Source organism: Stenotrophomonas nitritireducens, from assembly GCF_001700965.1.
Taxonomy (GTDB): domain Bacteria; phylum Pseudomonadota; class Gammaproteobacteria; order Xanthomonadales; family Xanthomonadaceae; genus Stenotrophomonas; species Stenotrophomonas nitritireducens_A.
Map to the genome: position 1 here is coordinate 2,391,889 of NZ_CP016756.1, position 17,640 is coordinate 2,409,528.

At 65.0% G+C, this 17,640-nt stretch carries 15 protein-coding genes; 11 read left to right on the forward strand and 4 right to left on the reverse strand.

Translation table 11 applies throughout. The features are described 5' to 3' along the window. Positions 1-144: 144 nt before the first annotated feature. Complete coding sequence (locus BCV67_RS10095; protein WP_156455903.1) at positions 145-339, reverse strand: YdcH family protein; 195 nt, start codon at positions 337-339, stop codon at positions 145-147. A gap of 75 nt (positions 340-414) precedes the next feature. On the opposite strand from BCV67_RS10095, the gene ttcA reads away from it, so the two are divergent. The 3 genes from ttcA (at position 415) to BCV67_RS10110 (ending at position 3,239) form a co-directional block, all read left to right on the forward strand. Continuing rightward, a complete protein-coding gene (gene ttcA / locus BCV67_RS10100) occupies positions 415-1,344 on the forward strand; it encodes a tRNA 2-thiocytidine(32) synthetase TtcA (protein ID WP_062170723.1) in 930 nt (309 codons plus the stop codon). 141 nt (positions 1,345-1,485) lie between these two features. Further along, complete coding sequence (locus BCV67_RS10105) at positions 1,486-2,394, forward strand: recombination-associated protein RdgC (RefSeq protein WP_062170722.1); 909 nt, start codon at positions 1,486-1,488, stop codon at positions 2,392-2,394. 53 nt (positions 2,395-2,447) lie between these two features. Continuing rightward, the gene (locus BCV67_RS10110; RefSeq protein ID WP_062170721.1) at positions 2,448-3,239 is read left to right on the forward strand and encodes a M48 family metallopeptidase; all 792 of its coding nucleotides are present in this window, start codon (positions 2,448-2,450) and stop codon (positions 3,237-3,239) included. Positions 3,240-3,958: 719 nt separating this feature from the next. Here BCV67_RS10110 and BCV67_RS20620 read toward each other — a convergent pair. From BCV67_RS20620 to hemH, 3 genes are all read right to left on the reverse strand, one after another. Next, the gene (locus BCV67_RS20620) at positions 3,959-6,112 is read right to left on the reverse strand and encodes a methyl-accepting chemotaxis protein (protein ID WP_062170720.1); all 2,154 of its coding nucleotides are present in this window, start codon (positions 6,110-6,112) and stop codon (positions 3,959-3,961) included. A gap of 551 nt (positions 6,113-6,663) precedes the next feature. Beyond that, the gene (locus BCV67_RS10120; RefSeq protein WP_062170718.1) at positions 6,664-7,527 is read right to left on the reverse strand and encodes an alpha/beta fold hydrolase; all 864 of its coding nucleotides are present in this window, start codon (positions 7,525-7,527) and stop codon (positions 6,664-6,666) included. Next, entirely contained in the window at positions 7,524-8,486 is a 963-nt protein-coding gene (gene hemH / locus BCV67_RS10125; RefSeq protein ID WP_062170716.1) for a ferrochelatase, read from the reverse strand. The genes BCV67_RS10120 and hemH overlap by 4 nt, the downstream gene beginning before the upstream one ends. 232 nt (positions 8,487-8,718) lie before the next feature. On the opposite strand from hemH, the gene BCV67_RS10130 reads away from it, so the two are divergent. The 8 genes from BCV67_RS10130 to BCV67_RS10165 all read left to right on the forward strand — a co-directional run bounded on the left by BCV67_RS10130 (position 8,719) and on the right by BCV67_RS10165 (position 17,321). Next, on the forward strand, positions 8,719-9,627 hold the full coding sequence (locus tag BCV67_RS10130) for a lipid-binding SYLF domain-containing protein (protein WP_062170714.1): 909 nt from the start codon (positions 8,719-8,721) through the stop codon (positions 9,625-9,627). Positions 9,628-9,701: 74 nt separating this feature from the next. Then, complete coding sequence (tatA, locus tag BCV67_RS10135) at positions 9,702-9,929, forward strand: Sec-independent protein translocase subunit TatA (protein WP_062170712.1); 228 nt, start codon at positions 9,702-9,704, stop codon at positions 9,927-9,929. Between the two features lie 15 nt (positions 9,930-9,944). Further along, on the forward strand, positions 9,945-10,454 hold the full coding sequence (tatB, locus tag BCV67_RS20515; RefSeq protein ID WP_231732409.1) for a Sec-independent protein translocase protein TatB: 510 nt from the start codon (positions 9,945-9,947) through the stop codon (positions 10,452-10,454). Continuing rightward, positions 10,451-11,197, forward strand: a complete 747-nt coding sequence (tatC, locus tag BCV67_RS10145) for a twin-arginine translocase subunit TatC (protein WP_062170710.1) — start codon at positions 10,451-10,453, stop codon at positions 11,195-11,197. The genes tatB and tatC overlap by 4 nt, the downstream gene beginning before the upstream one ends. 97 nt (positions 11,198-11,294) lie before the next feature. Further along, entirely contained in the window at positions 11,295-14,897 is a 3,603-nt protein-coding gene (locus tag BCV67_RS10150) for a response regulator (RefSeq protein ID WP_062170708.1), read from the forward strand. Further along, positions 14,882-15,748 (forward strand): CheR family methyltransferase, encoded by an 867-nt coding sequence (locus tag BCV67_RS10155; protein ID WP_062170706.1) that lies wholly within the window; start codon positions 14,882-14,884, stop codon positions 15,746-15,748. The genes BCV67_RS10150 and BCV67_RS10155 overlap by 16 nt, the downstream gene beginning before the upstream one ends. Further along, positions 15,745-16,326: a chemotaxis protein CheB gene (locus tag BCV67_RS10160; protein ID WP_231732408.1), complete on the forward strand. Its 582-nt coding sequence runs from the start codon at positions 15,745-15,747 to the stop codon at positions 16,324-16,326. Before BCV67_RS10155 ends, BCV67_RS10160 begins: the two co-directional genes overlap by 4 nt. Beyond that, positions 16,317-17,321: a diguanylate cyclase domain-containing protein gene (locus BCV67_RS10165; protein ID WP_062170704.1), complete on the forward strand. Its 1,005-nt coding sequence runs from the start codon at positions 16,317-16,319 to the stop codon at positions 17,319-17,321. Before BCV67_RS10160 ends, BCV67_RS10165 begins: the two co-directional genes overlap by 10 nt. The last annotated feature ends 319 nt before the right edge of the window (positions 17,322-17,640 follow it).

Below are 17,640 nucleotides of genomic sequence, written 5' to 3' on the forward strand. Positions count from 1 at the left end.
AAGCCACTGCTCGCTCAGATTACGGCCATGCCGGTAATTCCAGCTGGGCCAGCTTCGCGGCTTACGCCGCTCCTACAAGCTCTGCGGTGTTGCAGGATTGCCTTGCAAAGCCCCTGCCGGGCATGGCTCGGCGCTACGCCGCGTTCAGGCGGGCTCGTCCGGGATCAGCATGCATTCCAGCCGGGTGATGCAGTCGCGCAGCTGCAGCTTGCGCTTCTTCAGCCGCTTGGCTTCCAGATCGTCGTCGGGGTTGGCGGCCAGGCGCGCGATGTTCTCGTCCAGGCTGCGGTGTTCGGCCCGCAGGACGGCGATGCGTTGGCTGATCTGCTCGGGGGTCATGGTCTCCACGGGGGTTGAGCATACACGTTGCCATCGGCCACGTGAGGGATGCCGCCGACCCGGTAGAATGGCCGGATGAGCGCTGTCATTTCCCTGCCCGATCCCGCCCCGCGGGCCCGTGATCCGCACGCGGCCGAACGTGAACACCAGAAACTCGGCAAACGCCTGCGCCACCAGGTAGGCCAGGCCATTGCCGATTTCGGCATGATCGAAGCCGGCGACAAGGTGATGGTCTGCCTGTCCGGCGGCAAGGACAGCTATACCTTGCTGGACGTGCTGCTGCAGCTGCAGAAGAAGGCCCCGGTGCCGTTCGAGTTGGTGGCGGTGAACCTGGACCAGAAGCAGCCCGGCTTCCCCGAACATGTGCTGCCCGAATACCTGGCCTCGATCGGCGTGCCGTATCACATCATCGAACAGGACACCTATTCGGTGGTCAGCCGGGTGATCCCTGAAGGCAAGACCATGTGTTCGCTGTGCTCGCGCATGCGCCGTGGCTCGCTGTACACCTATGCCGAAGCCAATGGTTTCACCAAGATCGCCTTGGGCCACCACCGCGATGACATGGTGGCCACGTTCTTCATGAACCTGTTCCACCACTCCAAGATTTCCGGCATGCCGCCCAAGCTGCGCAGCGACGACGGCAAGCATGTGGTGATCCGCCCGCTGGCCTATGTGCGCGAAGCGGACATCATCGAGTACGCCGATGCCCGCCAGTTCCCGATCATTCCGTGCAACCTGTGCGGCAGCCAGGAGAACCTGCAGCGCAAGCAGATCGGCCTGATGATGAAGCAGTGGGAGAAGGACACGCCCGGCCGCATCGAGCAGATCTCCCGCGCGTTGGGCGACATCCGTCCCTCGCAGCTGGCCGATCCCAAGCTGTTCGATTTCCTGTCGCTGGGTCGCCGTGAAAACGCGCCGCAATCTGATGCGCAGGCATGGCTCGACGGCAGTGACAAACAACAAGATCAACAAGCCCTTCTCCCATCGGGAGAAGGGTTGGGATGAGGGTAGGCAGTGCTACGGTGATCTGAAGTCAGGTAGCGCGCTTTTCTCATCCGCCCGCCTCGATGGCGGCAAGCTCTCCGGAGCAGCTTCTCCTACGCTGGGAAGCCAGGCCCTGAACCATGATTACGAAATAGGACACCCATGTTTTTCAAGAACCTCACGCTGTTCCGTTTCCCGACCTCCATTGATTTCTCCGACGTCGACACGCTGTTGCCGCAGGTGGTGCTCAAGCCGGTTGGTGCGCTGGAAATGACCTCGCGCGGCTTCATTTCGCCGTTCGGCCGTGAAGAAAAAACCCAGTTCTCGCATCGCATCGGTGACGCGCTGTGGTTGACCGTGGGCGGTGAGGACAAGATCCTGCCCAGCGTGGTGGTCAACGACCTGCTGGCGCGCAAGCTGGAAGAAATCGAAGAGAAGGAAGGCCGCAAGCCCGGCGGTCGCGAGCGCAAGCGCCTGAAGGACGACCTGCTGCATGAGCTGCTGCCGCGCGCCTTCGTCAAGAGCTCGCGCACCGATGCCTTCCTAGACCTGCAGCACGGCTACGTCGCCGTCGACAGTTCCAGCCGCAAGACCGGCGAGAATGTGATGAGCGACATCCGCGGCATGCTCGGCAGTTTCCCGGCGATGCCGCTGAACGCCGAAGTCGCACCGCGCGCCATCCTGACTGCGTGGATTGCCGGCGAGCCGCTGCCCGAAGGCCTGAGCCTGGGCGAAGAATGCGAGATGAAGGACCCGGCCGAAGGTGGTGCGGTGGTCAAGTGCCAGCACCAGGAACTGCGCTGCGACGAGATCGACAAGCACCTGGACGCCGGCAAGCAGGTGACCAAGCTGGCGCTGATCTTCGAGGACAACCTGTCCTTCGTGCTGGGCGACGACCTGATCGTGCGCAAGCTGAAGTTCCTCGATGGCGCACTGGACCAGCTCGAGCACATCGACGAAGAAGGCCGCCGTGCCGAACTGGATGCGCGTTTCGCCTTGCAGAGTGGTGAAATCCGCCGCTTGTTCCTGCTGCTTGAACAGGCGTTCAAGCTGAGCAAGGCTGACAGCTGAATCCGTTGCTGACCTACCCGGTTTCGTAACCGGGTAGGGACTATGCTGGACTCATGGCCAGTCTGCTCCGCCGTTTGATGACACCCGCCGCGCCGGTGATCCAGCGCGACACGGTGCGCCTGCGCCTGGACGATGCCGAGATCGACGTTTTGCGCGTGCGTGACCCGCGCGCGCGCCGGCTCAAGCTCAGCGTCGATGAACGCGGCGCGCGGCTGACCATGCCGCTGCGTGCCAGCCTTGTTTCCGGCGAACGCTTTCTGCAGGCCAACCGGCAATGGCTGCAGCAGCAGCTGGCGCGGCTGGGCGGCGATGGTCTGCTGGCACCGGCGCTGCAGCTGCGCGAACCGGGCGTACTGCCCTTGCGCGGTGAGTTGCTGCCGGTGCAATGGCAGGAGGGACGTTTCACCCGCATCGAGGTCGATGCCGGCGGGGTCAACATCCAACTGCCAGCACGTGCCGGTGAGCCGGCATTGCGGCGTGCACTGCGTGAGTTCTACGAAGTGCAGGTGCGTGCCGATGTCGGCCAGTGGTTGCCGCGTTACCTGCCGGGTCTGTCGCGCGCGCCGTCACGGTTACGGCCCAAGGTGATGTCCTCGCAATGGGGCTCGCTGGCGCCGGACGGCTCGATGGCCCTGGATCTTGCGCTGGTATTGGCGCGTCCATCGGCGTTCGAATACGTGCTGGTACACGAGCTGTGCCACTTGCTGCAGGCCAATCACTCGCCGGCATTCTGGGCGGAAGTGGAGGCGCGTTTTCCTGCCTGGCGGGACGAGCGTGATTACCTGCGCGAGGAAGGGCGCAGGCTGAAAAGCACCCTGCATCAACTGCTGCGCGCGCAGGGCTGAAGCAGAGCCAAAGCAGCCATGTAGTGCCGAGCCACGCTCGGCAGGGGCTTTACCGCAAAACCCAAAGCCCCCTCATCCACCCCTGCGGGGCACCTTCCCCCAAGAAGGGGGCGCAGTCCCGCAAACGGGAGAAGGGCGAAGCCAAAACCAAGCAATGCCTGTAGTGCCGAGCCATGCTTGGCAGGGGCCGTACCGCAAAACCAAAAGCCCCCTCATCCGCCCCTGCGGGGCACCTTCTCCCGCAAGCGGGAGAAGGGACAAAGCCAAAAGCCAAAAGCCAAAAGCCAAAAGCCAAAAGCCAAAAGCCAAAAGCACCCCTCCCCAACCCTCCCCTTGCCTGCGGCAAAGGGAGGGAGAACACCGGTCGCTGCAGGCATTGGAACAGCTGCCAAGTGCATGTTCCGCCCCCTTGCCTGAGGCAAAGGAAGGGAGAACACCGGGTGCTGCAGGCATCGGAACAGCTGCCAAGTGCAAACTCGATCCCCTCCCTTTGCCGCAGGCAAGGGGAGGGCTAGGGAGGGGTGCCTTTGCTTCTGCTTCTGTCTCTGTTTTTGTTCTTGCTTCCACTCTTGCGGATTGTCCTGCTCTCGCTTCTGCAGCAACCAGCAACAGCAAGCAACAACAGCAAGCAACAACAGCAAGCAACAACAGCAAGCAACAACAGCAAGCAACAACAGCAAGCAACAACAGCAAGCAACAACAGCAAGCAACAACCAGCCTCACCCCACCCGCCGCACCCCTTCAGCCCCACCCTCAGCCGAATAACGGAATACCGAAACCGCCTCCGCCAACGCATCAGCCTGCTGCTCCATCGAGCGTGCCGCGGCACTGGCTTCTTCCACCAACGCCGCGTTCTGCTGGGTGGTTTCGTCCATCTGCACGACGGTATGGTTGACCTGCTCGATGCCGACCGACTGCTCCTGCGAGGCGGCGGCGATGCGCGCGACGATGTCGCTGACCTGCTGCACCGAGCCGACGATCTCGCTCATGGTGCTGCCCGCCTGCGCGACCAGCGCGGCGCCGTCATCCACCTTGCCCATCGAGTCGACAATCAACTCCTTGATCTCGCGCGCGGCCGTGGCCGAACGCTGTGCCAAGCTGCGTACCTCTGAAGCCACCACCGCAAAGCCCCGGCCCTGTTCGCCGGCACGTGCGGCTTCCACCGCGGCGTTGAGCGCCAGGATATTGGTCTGGAAGGCGATGCCGTCGATCACGCCGATGATCTCGGCAATTCGTTTGGACGACAGCTCGATCGCGCGCATCGTCGACACCACCTGGCCGACCACATCACCGCCGCGTACGGCCACGTCCGCCGCGCCCACCGCCAGTTGATTGGCATGGCGGGCCGAGGCGGCATTCTCTCGCACGGTCGAGGTCAGCTCTTCCATCGAAGCGGCGGTTTCTTCCAGATTGGCCGCCTGCTGTTCGGTGCGTTGCGACAGGTCGTCGTTACCTGCGGCCAGTTCGCGTGCGGCGCTATTGATTGCCAGCGAGCACTGCTTGATCTGGCCGACGATGCCGGTCAAGCGCTCGGCGGTGAGGTTGGCATCCACCTTCATCGCCTCGAAATCGCCGGCATAGTCGCCCTGCACGCGGTGATCCAGATCACCGGCAGCCAGCGCAGAAAGCATCGCGCGCAGCTCGCCGGTGGTGGTGGCAACCACTTCCAGCAGCTGGTTGATGCCGGTGGTCAGGGTCTGGATGAAGCCGGCCTCGCTTACCGACTGCAGGCGCTGGTCCAGGGCGCCGGCGGAAGCGGCCGCGACGATGTTGGCCACGCTGTTTTCCAGCTGCAGCTCCTGGGTGCGGTCATGCCACTCCACCGCAAAACCACTGCGGCTGCCGTCGGCGTTGAATACCGGTGTTACCACCTGGCTGAAATGCACCGGGCCGATCGTGATCTGGCCGTTGTGCACCTTCTTCAACTGGTCGAGCATGCCGCGGATGCGTGCCGGGTTGGCGTGGAAGCGATGGATGCTGCTGCCGATCAGGGTGTCGACGTTGAAATCCGGGAAGGCCTTGCGCAGTGTGTCCTGCTGGTTTCGCAGCAGGGCGACTACCGAGCGGTTCACGTAGCGGATGATGTGCTCGTTGTCGGCAATCATCATGCCGGTGCGCGAGGCGTCCAGCGAGGCGCGGATCTGGGTGTTTTCCCGGTTCAGTGCGTCTTCCTGGCGGTGGCGTTCGCCGAGCTGGTTGCGCATGCGCAGTACGCCCTCGGCCAGGGTGCCTGGCGCAAACCGTGCCCCGCCAACGTCGGTGTGGTGGTCACCGCTGGCGATGGCATCCACCATCGTCTGCAGCTGCGCCGGTGACGCGCCCAGGATCAACACCTGGCGCCGCAGCTGCACCGCCATCGCACTGATGAAGGCGGTTTCGACCAGCACGTACAGCGCATGCAGCGCCACCGTGCCGGCGCTGCCGCCGGCGGCGAAGGCGTGCACCGGCAGGCCGCGGGCCTGCATCCAGTAAAAGGCCAGGTGATGCACGGTTATCGCCGTCGCGGCAACCACCACCGGTATCCAGTCGCGGTAATACAGCAGCAGCGCGATCACCACGAACACGCCGAAGTGCATTTCCAGCAGCCCGTTGGCCTGCTCGATGGTGGCTGCGACCAGCACCATCAACATCAGCGCGACGGTGATCCGGCTGCGCAGGCTGCCCGGCGCCAGTTTGATCTGCACTGCCATCAGCACCAGTGCCGGCACGGTAGCGACGAACAATGGCAACCAGCGTCCCGACCACAGCGCCAATGCCAGCGACGACAGGCCGAGAATCAGGCCGAAGTACAGGAACAGGCGGTCCGCGGCGCGGGCCAGCTGCATGTAATAGGCATCGGAAAGGGGTGGCGCGGCGAGGGGATGAATGGACATCGGGAACTCCTGTTCAACAGGAACAGCGGGGAGAAAAAAGCGGGACGAGGCTGTGGTCAGCCGGCGCAACGAGGGGCAACACGCTGCGGGCAGCGCGGCGGTGATGGGCCAGCGCACTGCGCGGCCGTGAGGCAATGGGGAGCAGGGGGCGACGTAGTGCCATCAGCACACGCCGCCCGGCTGGGCGCGGTTGCTCCGACGTAAAGCGGCCGCTGCGTGCTGGCCGGTGTCCGGCGTAGTGCGTGTGCGGGTGGGCCGCCAGTGCTGGTCGCCGCAGTCGCCCTTCCCACCACGCGCGGACTCCGGTTTCTTCACCGCCGGGGCGGTGGCCGAACACGACGGCGTTGCGCACGGTCCCGGCCGGCGAACGCGCGAGCAGGACCAGGCCGGTGATCAAACCGGGCCGGAGGGCGGGGCAGGGGAGCATGCGATGGTGGGGCGCGCAGCACCCGTCGCGGGGCTGCGGGACATCTTCTCGGTTACGGCAACACCAGCTTATCGGCTGGCGGAGCTACTACTGAACCCGATAGTTCAACTATCGGGTTTTATTTTCAGGTGGCGTCAGGCAATTCCGCGATGAAGTCGCGAATCATTGCGGCGACCGCTTCGGCCTGGTCCATGTGCACGTGGTGATGGCCGGGCAGGGTGTGCAGGCGGCCGTCGCGCAGCAGCGCTGCACGCTGGCTGCGTTCGGGTTCCGGAAAGTAGGCCTGGGCCGGCGTGGCGTAGATCACCTGCGCCGGGCAGAGGATGGCGCTGACCACATCGCAGACCTGTTCCTCGGTCATGCGGATGGCGGTGGGCAGCATCAGCCGTGGATCGCTGCGCCAGCTCCAGCCTCCGTCGACGGGTTTGACCCCGCGTTCGACCAGCAGCCGCGCCGAGCCCTCGCTGAGCTGGTTGACCATCATCCGCGCGCGTACCGGTGCGCTCAGGTCGGGAAAGACCCGCAGCTGCTTGGCATCCAGCTTCAGCATTGCGTCCACATAGGTGCGCAGGCGCTGCACGGTTTCCCCGGCCGGTGCGGTCAGCCCGCCCAGCGCTTCGATCGACACCAATGCCTGCACCCGGTCTGCGGCCACCGCCGCCACCAGGCTGGCAATCGCCGCGCCCATCGAGTGGCCGAGCAGCACGAAGCGGTCCCAGCCCAGCGCATCGGCGATGGCCAGGGTCTGCACGATGGCCTGCGGCGTGGTGTAAGGCGTGGTCAGCGGCAGGTGGTCGCTGTAGCCGTGGCCGGGCAGATCGACCATCACCAGGTCCAGCGTGGGCAACTGCGCGGCCAGTGGCAGAAAGCTGGCCGCGTTGTCGAGCCAGCCGTGCAGGGCGAGTACCTTCAGGCCAGCGGGGTTGCCGGCACGCAGGCCGGCGATGCGCACACCGTCGAGCTGCAGTTCAAACGGGGTTGCCTTCATGCCGGCTGTGCCGACGCCAGCGCCGCCAGCGCGGCGGCATGTGCGGTGCTGTCATTGAGGCAGGGGATGTAACGCATGCGTGCGCCGCGCGCGGCCAGGGTTTCGGTAAAGCCGATCTGCACTTCTTCCAGGGTTTCCAGACAGTCGGTGGCAAAGCCCGGGCAGACCACGTCCAGGGTCTGGATGCCGCTCTCCGCCAGTTCCCACAGGCGCGGTTCGGCATAGGGTTGCAACCAGCGTTCGCGGCCGAAGCGCGATTGATAGGTGAGCTCCCACTCGCTGCTGGCCAGTCCCAGGGCGGTGGCGATGGCCTGGGCGCTGGCGGCGCAGCGCTGCGGATAGGGGTCACCGGCATCGGCCACGCGTTGCGGGATGCCGTGGAAGGAGAACACCAGCTTGCCGCCACGGCCGTGCTGCGCCCAGTAGTCGGCAATGGAGGCGGCGACGGCGGCCACCCAGCGCGGGTCTTCGGCGTAGTCGCGGATGGTCTGCACCAGCACCTTCGGATTGCGCGCCTGCCATTGCTGCACGCGGTCTTCGATGGAGGCGGTGGTGGTGGTCGAGTATTGCGGGTAGAGCGGCAGTACCACGATCCGCTGCATGCCTTCGGCGGCCAGGGCGTCCAGTGCTTTCAACAGGGCCGGTTCGCCGTAGCGCATCGCCTCGCGCACCCGCCAGTGCGGCAGTTGCTGCTGCATGGCTTGCGCCAGGCGGCGGCTGTAGACCGCCAGCGGCGAGCCTTCCGGCAGCCACACCTGCGCGTACTTCTGTGCCGAGCGGCCGCTGCGCAGCGGCAGGATCAGCCCGTACAGCAGCGGCTTCCACAGGATGGCGGGGATCGACACCACGCGCGGGTCGCTGAGAAATTCGGCCAGATAGCGCCGCACCGCAGGAGCGGTCGGGGTCTCGGGCGTGCCTAGATTGACCGCGAGCAGCGCGGTAGTGGGTGCGTCGGACATCCGGGCATTTTCGCAGGTATGCGCGCAGAAGGGAGGTAGTGCCGAGCCATGCTCGGCAGGGGGCTTTACCGGCCAAGGCCAAAAGCCACCCCTCCCCAGCCCTCCCCTTGGCTTCGCCAAAGGGAGGGGGCGGTTCCTGCATATCCGCCCCCATTCCCCCTCTATTCATAGCCGCACTACTAATTTCAGGCACTTGCGCTATCTTCCTACGCATCGACCTACGGAGTTACCCATGCGCCGCCTGCCGTGCCTTGTTCTGCTGCTGTCCGCGAGCCTGTTGTCCACCACTGCCGTGGCCGGTCCGCAGGAAGATCAGCGCGCCCGCAATGCGGTGCGGGTGCTCAATGAAATCCAGGACATCCCCGAGCAGGCCATTCCTGACAAGCTGCTCGATGAAGGCCGCGCCATCATCGTCATTCCGGACACGATCAAGGCCGGGCTGGTGCTGGGCGGGCGCCGTGGTCATGGCCTGATGTCGGTGAAAACAGCCGATGGCAGCTGGTCCAATCCCGTATTCATCAAGCTCACCGGCGGCAGCATCGGCTTCCAGGCCGGCGTGCAGTCCTCCGACGTGATCCTGGTGTTCCGCAACGATCGCAGCCTGGACAACATCGTCAACGGCAAGTTCACCCTGGGTGCCGATGCCGGCGTCGCTGCCGGCCCGGTCGGTCGCAGCGCGGCGGCGGCCACCGATGGCCAGCTCAAGGCTGAAATCTGGTCCTGGTCGCGTGCCCGTGGCCTGTTTGCCGGCGTGGCGCTGGACGGCGCGGCCCTGCAGATCGACGATGCCGCCAATCTGGATGCCTACGGCCAGAACACCACGCCGCGCATGATCCTGGAAGGACGCCTGACGACCGCGCCGTCGTCCGATGTGGTCGCCTTCCGCGACCGCCTGGAAGAATCCACCTATGCCGCGCGTGAAAAGCGCGGCACGCAGGGCAGCGCGGCGCCGGTTGCAGCCAGTGCCGCGCGCAGCGATGCAGTCAGTGTTCAGGCTCCGGCCGCCGCCACGGCCGTCGGCAGCGACACCGCGACCACCGCGCCGTTGCAGCACGTGCCAGCCGAACCCGCGCCACAGCAGGGCTTTCAGCCGGTTTCGGAAGGTGAAATCCGGACCGAAAGCCTGGACGGCGGCAACTGACCTTTGGCATAGCGATCAGGCAATACCTTGTGCGCTATGCTCAACAACCTCCACATAGATAACGCGAGCAGATCATGGGCAGTTTCAGCATCTGGCACTGGTTGGTCGTGCTGGTCATCGTGCTGCTGGTGTTTGGCACCAAGCGGTTGACGAGCGGCGCCAAGGATCTGGGCAGTGCGGTCAAAGAGTTCAAGAAGGGCATGCGTGACGAGGACAAGCCGGCTGCACAGCTGAGCGACGAATCGCGCGATGCCGACAAGAGCGCCGAAAAGCAGGCCGAGCACGAGCGCGACGCGCGCTGATTCCGGGCGCACGACGTGTTTGATATCGGCTTCAGCGAACTGCTGCTGATCGCAGTGGTGGCCTTGGTGGTCCTCGGCCCGGAACGCCTGCCCAAGGCAGCGCGGTTTGCCGGGCTGTGGGTGCGCCGTGCGCGCAACCAATGGGATTCGGTCAAGCAGGAACTCGAGCGCGAGCTGCACGCCGAAGAGATCAAGCGCAACCTGCAGGATGTGCGCCAGTCGATGCAGCAGGCCGAGTCCGGGCTGCGTGATCAGGCCGGGCAGGTACGCGACGAGGCCGATGCGTTCAAGCGCGCGGTGGAGTTGCCCGAATCGGCTGCCGAGCGGGTGATCGAGCCGCGCACCCTCACTCCCGTGGTGGCGGATGAATCGGCCGCGCAGGCCGTGCAGCCGGTGGCTGCGCAACCCGCCGCCGGCAGTGACGAGGCCGCGCCCGGCGAGGCCGGGTTCAACCGCAGCATTCCGCTGGGCGATGTGCCGGCGCTGGATGGGCAATCGGCGGCCAGCCCGGAGCGGACCCCATGAGTGCGGATTTCAACGAAAGCAGCCTGATCGAGCACCTGATCGAACTGCGCTCGCGGGTGATGCGCGGGTTGCTCGGGCTGGGTGTGGTGCTGCTGGCGCTGATGCCGTTTTCGCGCACCCTGTACACCCATCTGGCCACGCCGCTGATCTCGCAGCTGCCGGCCGGGCAATCGATGATTGCCACCAACCCGGCCGGTGCGTTCTTCGCACCGCTGAAGCTGACCTTCTTCGCCGCCCTGTTCGTGGCCGTGCCGTGGCTGCTGTACCAGGCCTGGGCATTCGTCGCGCCGGGCCTGTACGCGCGTGAAAAGCGCCTGGCGGTGCCCTTGCTGGGCTCGGCGGTGGCGTTGTTCTACATCGGTTGCGCATTCGCCTACTTCCTGGTGTTGCCGGCGGTCTTCCATTTCCTCACCACGTTCCGCCCGGAAGTGATCGCGATCACGCCGGACGCCAACGCCTACCTGGATTTCGTGCTGGCCATCTTCTTTGCCTTCGGTGCCAGCTTCGAGCTGCCGGTGGCGATGGTGATCCTGGTCCTGCTGGGCTGGGTGACGCCACAGCAGCTGCGTGAGGGCCGCGGCTATGCGGTCGTCGGCATTTTCGTGCTGGCCGCGGTGCTGACCCCGCCGGATGTGGTGTCGCAGCTGATGCTGGCCATTCCGATGTGTTTCCTTTACGAGCTGGGCATACACGCGGCGCGCTGGCTGCAGCCGCGCGACCAGGGCAAGACCGCCGCGCCCTGAACCAGCGCAGGCAGGCAGCTGCCCGCAATCTGCGCTATTTTCCGTGAATAGAGGCCGCGCGGATGGCAGGCGTGGTGGCACCCCGGGGGACACCTGCATGACGCAACAGAAAGAAAGCTGGATCAACAACGTGCCGCTGCTGACCAAGATGCTGGCGGCCTTCGGTCTGGTGTTCCTATGTTTCCTGGCCGCCAGCGTGGTCAGCTACCGCACCTCGGGGCAGGACGACGATGCACGCCGCCGCGAAGGCGTGCAGATCGAGGTGATCCGCCAGGTCGAGGACGCCATCCAGTCGGTGCGCATGCAGCAGATTGCGATCCGCAACTACCTGCTGGGCGACGGCGAGCGGCACCTGCAGACCATGAACCAGCAAGCCCAGCGCCGTGATGCGGCCTTGGCCGCGGCGCTGGTCGCCGCCGGTACCGGGCCGATGGCCGAGCGACTGCGGCGGGCGCAGCTGCAGGCACGCGATTGGGACAGCAGCGTCGCCTCGGTGCTGCGTCCGGCCATCACGGCGCAGCCGCTTGCCGCAGTGGACCAGCTGCATGCGCTCAGCAACGGTGGCCAGGGCAATGGGCTGGCCGAGGCGCTGGATGAAATCTACGACGCCGAAGTGACCCAACTGCTGAGCGACCGTGGCCAGATGAGCGACTGGATCGCCCGCGCACACCGGATTTCGCTGGTGCTGCTGGTGATGGGCTTCCTGATCATCATCGGTACCTTGTGGATGATCTCGCGCCTGGTGGTCAAGCCGATCAACCGCCTGACCGACAAGATGACGCGCCTGTCCAACGATGACCTGGACGTGGAGATCGACAACCTGCAGCGCAAGGATGAGGTTGGCGAGATGGCGCGCGCGATGGACGTGTTCCGGCGCAACTCGCTGGCTGCGCGTGACGCCAACTGGGTCAAGTTCGGGGTCGGCGAAGTGGGCGCTGAACTGCAGACCGCGCAGACCCCGGACGAATACGCGCAGGCACTGGTGTCGCAGATCGCACCGCGTATCGATGCGCCGATCGGTGTGTTCTTTGCCTGGGACGAAAAGCAGCAGAAGCTGCAGCTGCAGGGCAGTTATGGTTTCCAGCGACGCAAGCACCTGGGCCTGCAATACGGGCTGGGCGATGGCCTTATCGGCCAGGCTGCGCTGGAGCGCAAGCGCATCAGCGTGCAGCAGGTGCCGGATGAATTCTTCGGTGTGCACTCGGCATTGGGCGAGGCGCAGCCGCGCCATCTGCTGGCGGTGCCGCTGTTGTTGAAGGGGCGCCTGCTGGGGGTGTTCGAATTCGGCACCTTCGGCCATTTCAGTGCCACCCAGGAAGCCTTCATCGACAGCGTGCTGCCGACCGTGGCACTGGGCCTGGACAACATCCGCCGCGCCGAGGAAACCCAGCAGCTGCTGGATCACACCCGCGCCCAGGCCGAGGAGCTGCAGCGCTCGCAGGTGGCCTTGCAGACCCAGGAAGAAGAGCTGCGCGCCACCAACGAAGAGTTGCAGGGCAAGACCGTCGAACTGGAGGAGCAGGCCCAGCGCCTGTCCGCGTCCGAAGAAGAACTGCGCGTGCAGGCAGAAGAACTGCAGGCCTCCAACGAAGAGCTGCGGCAGAAGACCGAGGTGCTCAACGAGCAGAAGGACGTGCTGCAGGTATTGCAGCGTGAGACCGAATTCAAGGCGCAGGAGCTGGCGCGCGCCAGCCAGTACAAGACCGATTTCCTGGCCAACATGTCGCATGAGCTGCGCACGCCGCTCAACAGCTTGTTGATCCTGTCCAAGGAGCTGGCCGAGAACGAAAGCGGGCACCTGGACGTGGAGGAAGTGGAGGCCGCCGCGGTCATCCACGATTCCGGCTCCAATCTGCTGCGGCTGATCAACGACATCCTCGACCTGTCCAAGATCGAGGCCGGCAAGATGGACGTGCACCGCGAGGAAGTGAAGGTCGATGCCATCACCCGCGAGGTGACCCGTCACTTCCGCCACATGGCGATGGAAAACCGGCTGGAATTCTCCATCGATGTCGATGCATCGATGCCCGAGGCACTGGTCACCGACCGTTCCAAGCTGCAGCAGGTGCTCAACAACCTGCTCGGCAACGCCTTCAAGTTCACCCGCGAAGGTTCGGTCACGCTGCGTCTGGCGATGGCCGATGCGGCCATGCTGACCCGCATCGGTGCCGCCAGCGACGAGCTGCATGTGGCGCTGACCGTGCGCGATACCGGCATCGGCATTCCCGAAGAACGCCTGGAGTCGATTTTCGAGGCCTTCGAACAGGTCGATTCCAGCACCAGCCGCCATTACGGTGGCAGCGGGCTGGGCCTGGCTATCGCGCGGCGCCTGGCGCAGTTGCTTGGTGGCCAGCTCGTAGTCGACAGCGAGCAGGACAAGGGCAGCAGCTTCAGCCTGGTGCTGCCGCTGCTGTCGGCCGGCCTCACCAATGCCATGGCCGCCAGCCAGGCGGCCGGCGAATACCGCCCGGCGCCCACCCCGGGCCCGGCGCGGGTCGCCACCGCGCAGCTGATCGACTGGATTCCCGATGATCGCCACGCCATCGCCGCCGGCGAAACGGTGATCCTCACCGTCGAAGACGACCCGGCCTTCGCCCGCATTCTGGTCGACCTGATCCGTCGCAAGGGCCACCGCGCACTTGCCGCCGCCGATGGCGAAAGCGGCCTGGAACTGGCGCGCCGCTACCGCCCCACCGGCATCCTGCTGGATGTGATGTTGCCGGGCATGGACGGCTGGTCGGTGCTGCAGCATCTCAAGCATGATCCGGTCACCGCGGCCATCCCGGTGCACTTCATTTCCGCTGTGGATGAGGCCGCCAAGGGCGTGGCGCTGGGCGCGGTCGGTTACCTGACCAAGCCGGTGGACCGCAAGGCGCTGGTGGCCGCGTTCGACCACCTGCTGGATGTGGCCGGCAAGATCGTACGCAAGCTGCTGCTGGTGGACGACGACCCGGATTCGCGGCTGGCCTTGACCCGCCTGCTGCAGGCCGACAATGTCGACATCGATCAGGTCGCCTCGGGTGAGGAAGCGCTGGAGCGCATCGCCACCCACAGCTATGACTGCATCGTGCTGGACCTCAACCTCGGTGGCATCTCCGGCATCGAATTCCTGGAGAAGGCAGCGACGCTGGTGGCGGTGCCGCCGGTGGTGATCTATTCCGGCCAGGACCTGAGCCGCGAGGACAGCCTGAAGCTGCGCCAGTACACCGACAGCATCGTGATCAAGGGCCAGCGTTCGCCCGAGCGCCTGCTCGACGAGGTGAGCCTGTTCCTGCACAGCATCGGCTCGCGCGGCGCCAATGCCACGCCGTCCGACGACAACAATCTGGGCGGCCGCCAGGTGCTGCTGGTCGATGACGACATGCGCAATCTGTTTGCCCTGTCCAAGTCGCTGCGCGCGCGTGGAATGAACGTGTCGATGGCCCAGGACGGCTACAAGGCGCTGCAGCAGCTGCAGGAAAACCCGTCCATCGAGCTGGTGCTGATGGACATCATGATGCCGGGCATGGACGGCTACGAAACCACCCGCGAGATCCGCAAGCTGCCCGAATGGAACAACCTGCCGATCATCGCGGTGACCGCCAAGGCCATGCATGGCGACCGCGACAAGTGCCTGGATGCCGGCGCCAATGATTACCTGACCAAACCGGTCGACCTGGACAAGCTGTTGTCGATGATGCGCGTATGGCTGCAAAAGTAGCGCCCACCACCGCCCCGACCAGCCGTGACGAGGTGGACGACATCGAGGTGGATGCCTTCATCCACGCCATGTCGCGCCGCCACGGTTACGACTTCAGCGGCTACGCGCCGTCGTCGCTGAAGCGGCGCGTGCTGCAGCTGGTGCAGACCCTGGACGTGGCCCATGTCGGCGAGCTGACCGCGCGCGTGCTGCGTGACGACGAGATGGTGCCGCAGGTGATCGCCAAGCTGTCGGTGCCGGTGTCGGAGATGTTCCGCAACCCGGCGGTGTTCCGCAAACTGCGCGACGAAGTCTTCCCGGTGCTGGCCTCCTACCCGCAGATCAACATCTGGCAGGCCGGCTGCGCGCACGGGCAGGAGGTCTATTCGCTGGCCATCCTGCTCAAGGAAGCCGGCTTGTACGACCGCTGCCAGATCTACGCCACCGATTTCAGCGACGAAGCCCTGGCCAAGGCGCAGGAAGGCATTTTTCCGATCCGTGATGCAAGGCTGTATTCGGAGAACTACCTGGCCGCCGGTGGCCGCCACACGTTGTCCGACTATTACCATGCCCGCTACGACTTCATGAAGCTGGATGCACGCTTGAAGGAACGGGTCACCTTTGCCAACCACAACCTGGTCTGCGACGGGGTCTTCTGCGAGGCGCAGCTGATCCTGTGCCGCAACGTGCTGATCTATTTTTCCGACGCGCTGCAGGACCGGGTGCTGGGCCTGTTCCGCAACAGCCTCAGCCGCGGTGGTTTCCTGTGCCTGGGCAACCGCGAGTCGATCCGGTTTGCCCCCAGTGCGCGTGATTTCGCCCCGATCGACGCCGAGCTGCGGCTGTACCGCAATACCGCGGGGCTGCTTTGAGAACCGCTTCCGGGCTGCCACCACAGGCAATTGTGGTTGGCTGCTCGGCCGGCGGGCTGGCGGCCCTGCATCAACTGTTGGGCGGGCTTTCGGGCCCGCTGCCGGTGCCGATGGTGCTGGTCTGCCACAGCGGTTCGGAAGACATGCGGGTGTTCTGCGAGCTGCTGGCCAGCCGCAGCGGGTTGGCGGTCAGCGAGGCCGAAGAACGCCAGCAACCGGAACCTCATCACATTTACGTGGCGCCCTCCGGCTATCATCTGCTGCTTGAACGGACCGGCCGTTTCGCGCTGAGCGTGGATCCCAGGGTGGCGTTTTCGCGCCCGTCGATCGATGTGCTGTTTGAATCCGCCGCCGAAGTATGGGGGGAACACCTCATCGCGGTGCTGCTGACCGGTGCCAACTCCGATGGCGCCGAGGGCTGTGCGCGGGTGCGCAGGGGCGGTGGTACGGTCATCGTGCAGGACCCCCATACCGCGCAGGTCCCGGTGATGCCGCGCGCCGCGCTGCAGCTTGGCGGTGCCGATCATTGCCTGCCGTTGCCTGATATTTCCCTTTTGCTGGAAGCCTTATGTTCGTAGCCAAGCCGTCCCCGCCGCCGCGCCCGAAGATCCTGGCGGTGGATGACAACCCCGCCAACCTGCTGGTGATCCGGCGGGTGCTGGCCAAGCTCGACGTGGAAGTGGTCGAGGCGGCATCGGGCAACGATGCGCTCAAGGCCACCCTCGACGACGAGTTCGCGCTGGTGCTGCTGGACGTCTACATGCCGGACATCAACGGCTTTGAAGTGGCCGAGATCCTGTCGCAGGAAGAATCCACCCGGCAGACCCCGATCATCTTCGTCACGGCTACCTATGCCGATGACGTGCATCGGCTGAAGGGCTATGGCTTCGGCGCGGTCGACTACATGGCCAAGCCGCTGGAAGCGACCATCCTGCTGTCCAAGGTGCAGGTATTCCTGGAACTGTACCGGCACCGGGTGGCGCTGCGTGACGCGCTCAGCGAGTTGTCCGCGCGCAACCGCCAACTGGAAATCGAAGTGGAGCAGCGCAAGCAGATGGAGCAGGAAATGCGCCATCTGGCCATGCACGACATGCTCACCGGCCTGCCCAACCGCGCCTTGTTCATGGACCGGCTGGAGAGCGCGCACCACCGTGCGCAGCGCCATGGCGGCATGTTCGCGCTGGTGTACGTGGACGTGGACCGCTTCAAGGAAGTCAACGACACCTGGGGTCATGCTGCCGGCGATGCGGTGCTGATCGAGCTGTCCGCGCGGCTGCGCGGTGCATTGCGCGAGAACGACACCGTGGCCCGCCTGGGCGGCGATGAGTTCGCCCTGGTGCTGGAAGAACTCGATGACATCAACGACGCCCATCGCCTGATGGAGCGGGTGACGCAGTCCCTGCAGGCACCCATGCACTATATGCGTGATGGTGAAAATCTCACCCTGGCCATCGCGGCCAGCATCGGCGTGGCTGCCTACCCCGCGGATGGCGCCGAGGTGGATGCCCTGCTGCATGCGGCCGACCAGGCCATGTACATGATCAAGCGCAGCCGGGAAGAAGCCAGGAGCTAGAAATCAGGAACGAGAAGTCAGGAACCAGAAACAAGTGAGAGCAACAGCAAAGCAGCAGCTCGCGCGGTGTTGCGTTTACTCGTTCCTCGTTCCTAGCCCCTCGTTCCTAGATACTTCATGCTTCAAACACGTGACCGCTGCAAAGCGCAGACGGGAAGAAGTCAGGAACGAGAAGTCAGGAACCAGAAACAAGTGAGAGCAACAGCAAAGCAGTGGCTCGCGCGCTGTTGCGTTTACTCGTTCCTCGTTCCTAGGCCCTCGTTCCTAGATACTTCATGCTTCAAACACGTGATTGCTGCAAAGCGCAAACGGGAAGAAG

Excerpts from the sequence above, each read along its gene's own strand:
- BCV67_RS10095 (WP_156455903.1), bottom strand. The coding sequence starts at position 339 with ATGACCCCCGAGCAGATCAGCCAACGCATCGCCGTCCTGCGGGCCGAA.
- ttcA (WP_062170723.1), top strand. The coding sequence starts at position 415 with ATGAGCGCTGTCATTTCCCTGCCCGATCCCGCCCCGCGGGCCCGTGAT.
- BCV67_RS10105 (WP_062170722.1), top strand. The coding sequence starts at position 1,486 with ATGTTTTTCAAGAACCTCACGCTGTTCCGTTTCCCGACCTCCATTGAT.
- BCV67_RS10110 (WP_062170721.1), top strand. The coding sequence starts at position 2,448 with ATGGCCAGTCTGCTCCGCCGTTTGATGACACCCGCCGCGCCGGTGATC.
- BCV67_RS20620 (WP_062170720.1), bottom strand. The coding sequence starts at position 6,112 with ATGTCCATTCATCCCCTCGCCGCGCCACCCCTTTCCGATGCCTATTAC.
- BCV67_RS10120 (WP_062170718.1), bottom strand. The coding sequence starts at position 7,527 with ATGAAGGCAACCCCGTTTGAACTGCAGCTCGACGGTGTGCGCATCGCC.
- hemH (WP_062170716.1), bottom strand. The coding sequence starts at position 8,486 with ATGTCCGACGCACCCACTACCGCGCTGCTCGCGGTCAATCTAGGCACG.
- BCV67_RS10130 (WP_062170714.1), top strand. The coding sequence starts at position 8,719 with ATGCGCCGCCTGCCGTGCCTTGTTCTGCTGCTGTCCGCGAGCCTGTTG.
- tatA (WP_062170712.1), top strand. The coding sequence starts at position 9,702 with ATGGGCAGTTTCAGCATCTGGCACTGGTTGGTCGTGCTGGTCATCGTG.
- tatC (WP_062170710.1), top strand. The coding sequence starts at position 10,451 with ATGAGTGCGGATTTCAACGAAAGCAGCCTGATCGAGCACCTGATCGAA.
- BCV67_RS10150 (WP_062170708.1), top strand. The coding sequence starts at position 11,295 with ATGACGCAACAGAAAGAAAGCTGGATCAACAACGTGCCGCTGCTGACC.
- BCV67_RS10155 (WP_062170706.1), top strand. The coding sequence starts at position 14,882 with ATGGCTGCAAAAGTAGCGCCCACCACCGCCCCGACCAGCCGTGACGAG.
- BCV67_RS10165 (WP_062170704.1), top strand. The coding sequence starts at position 16,317 with ATGTTCGTAGCCAAGCCGTCCCCGCCGCCGCGCCCGAAGATCCTGGCG.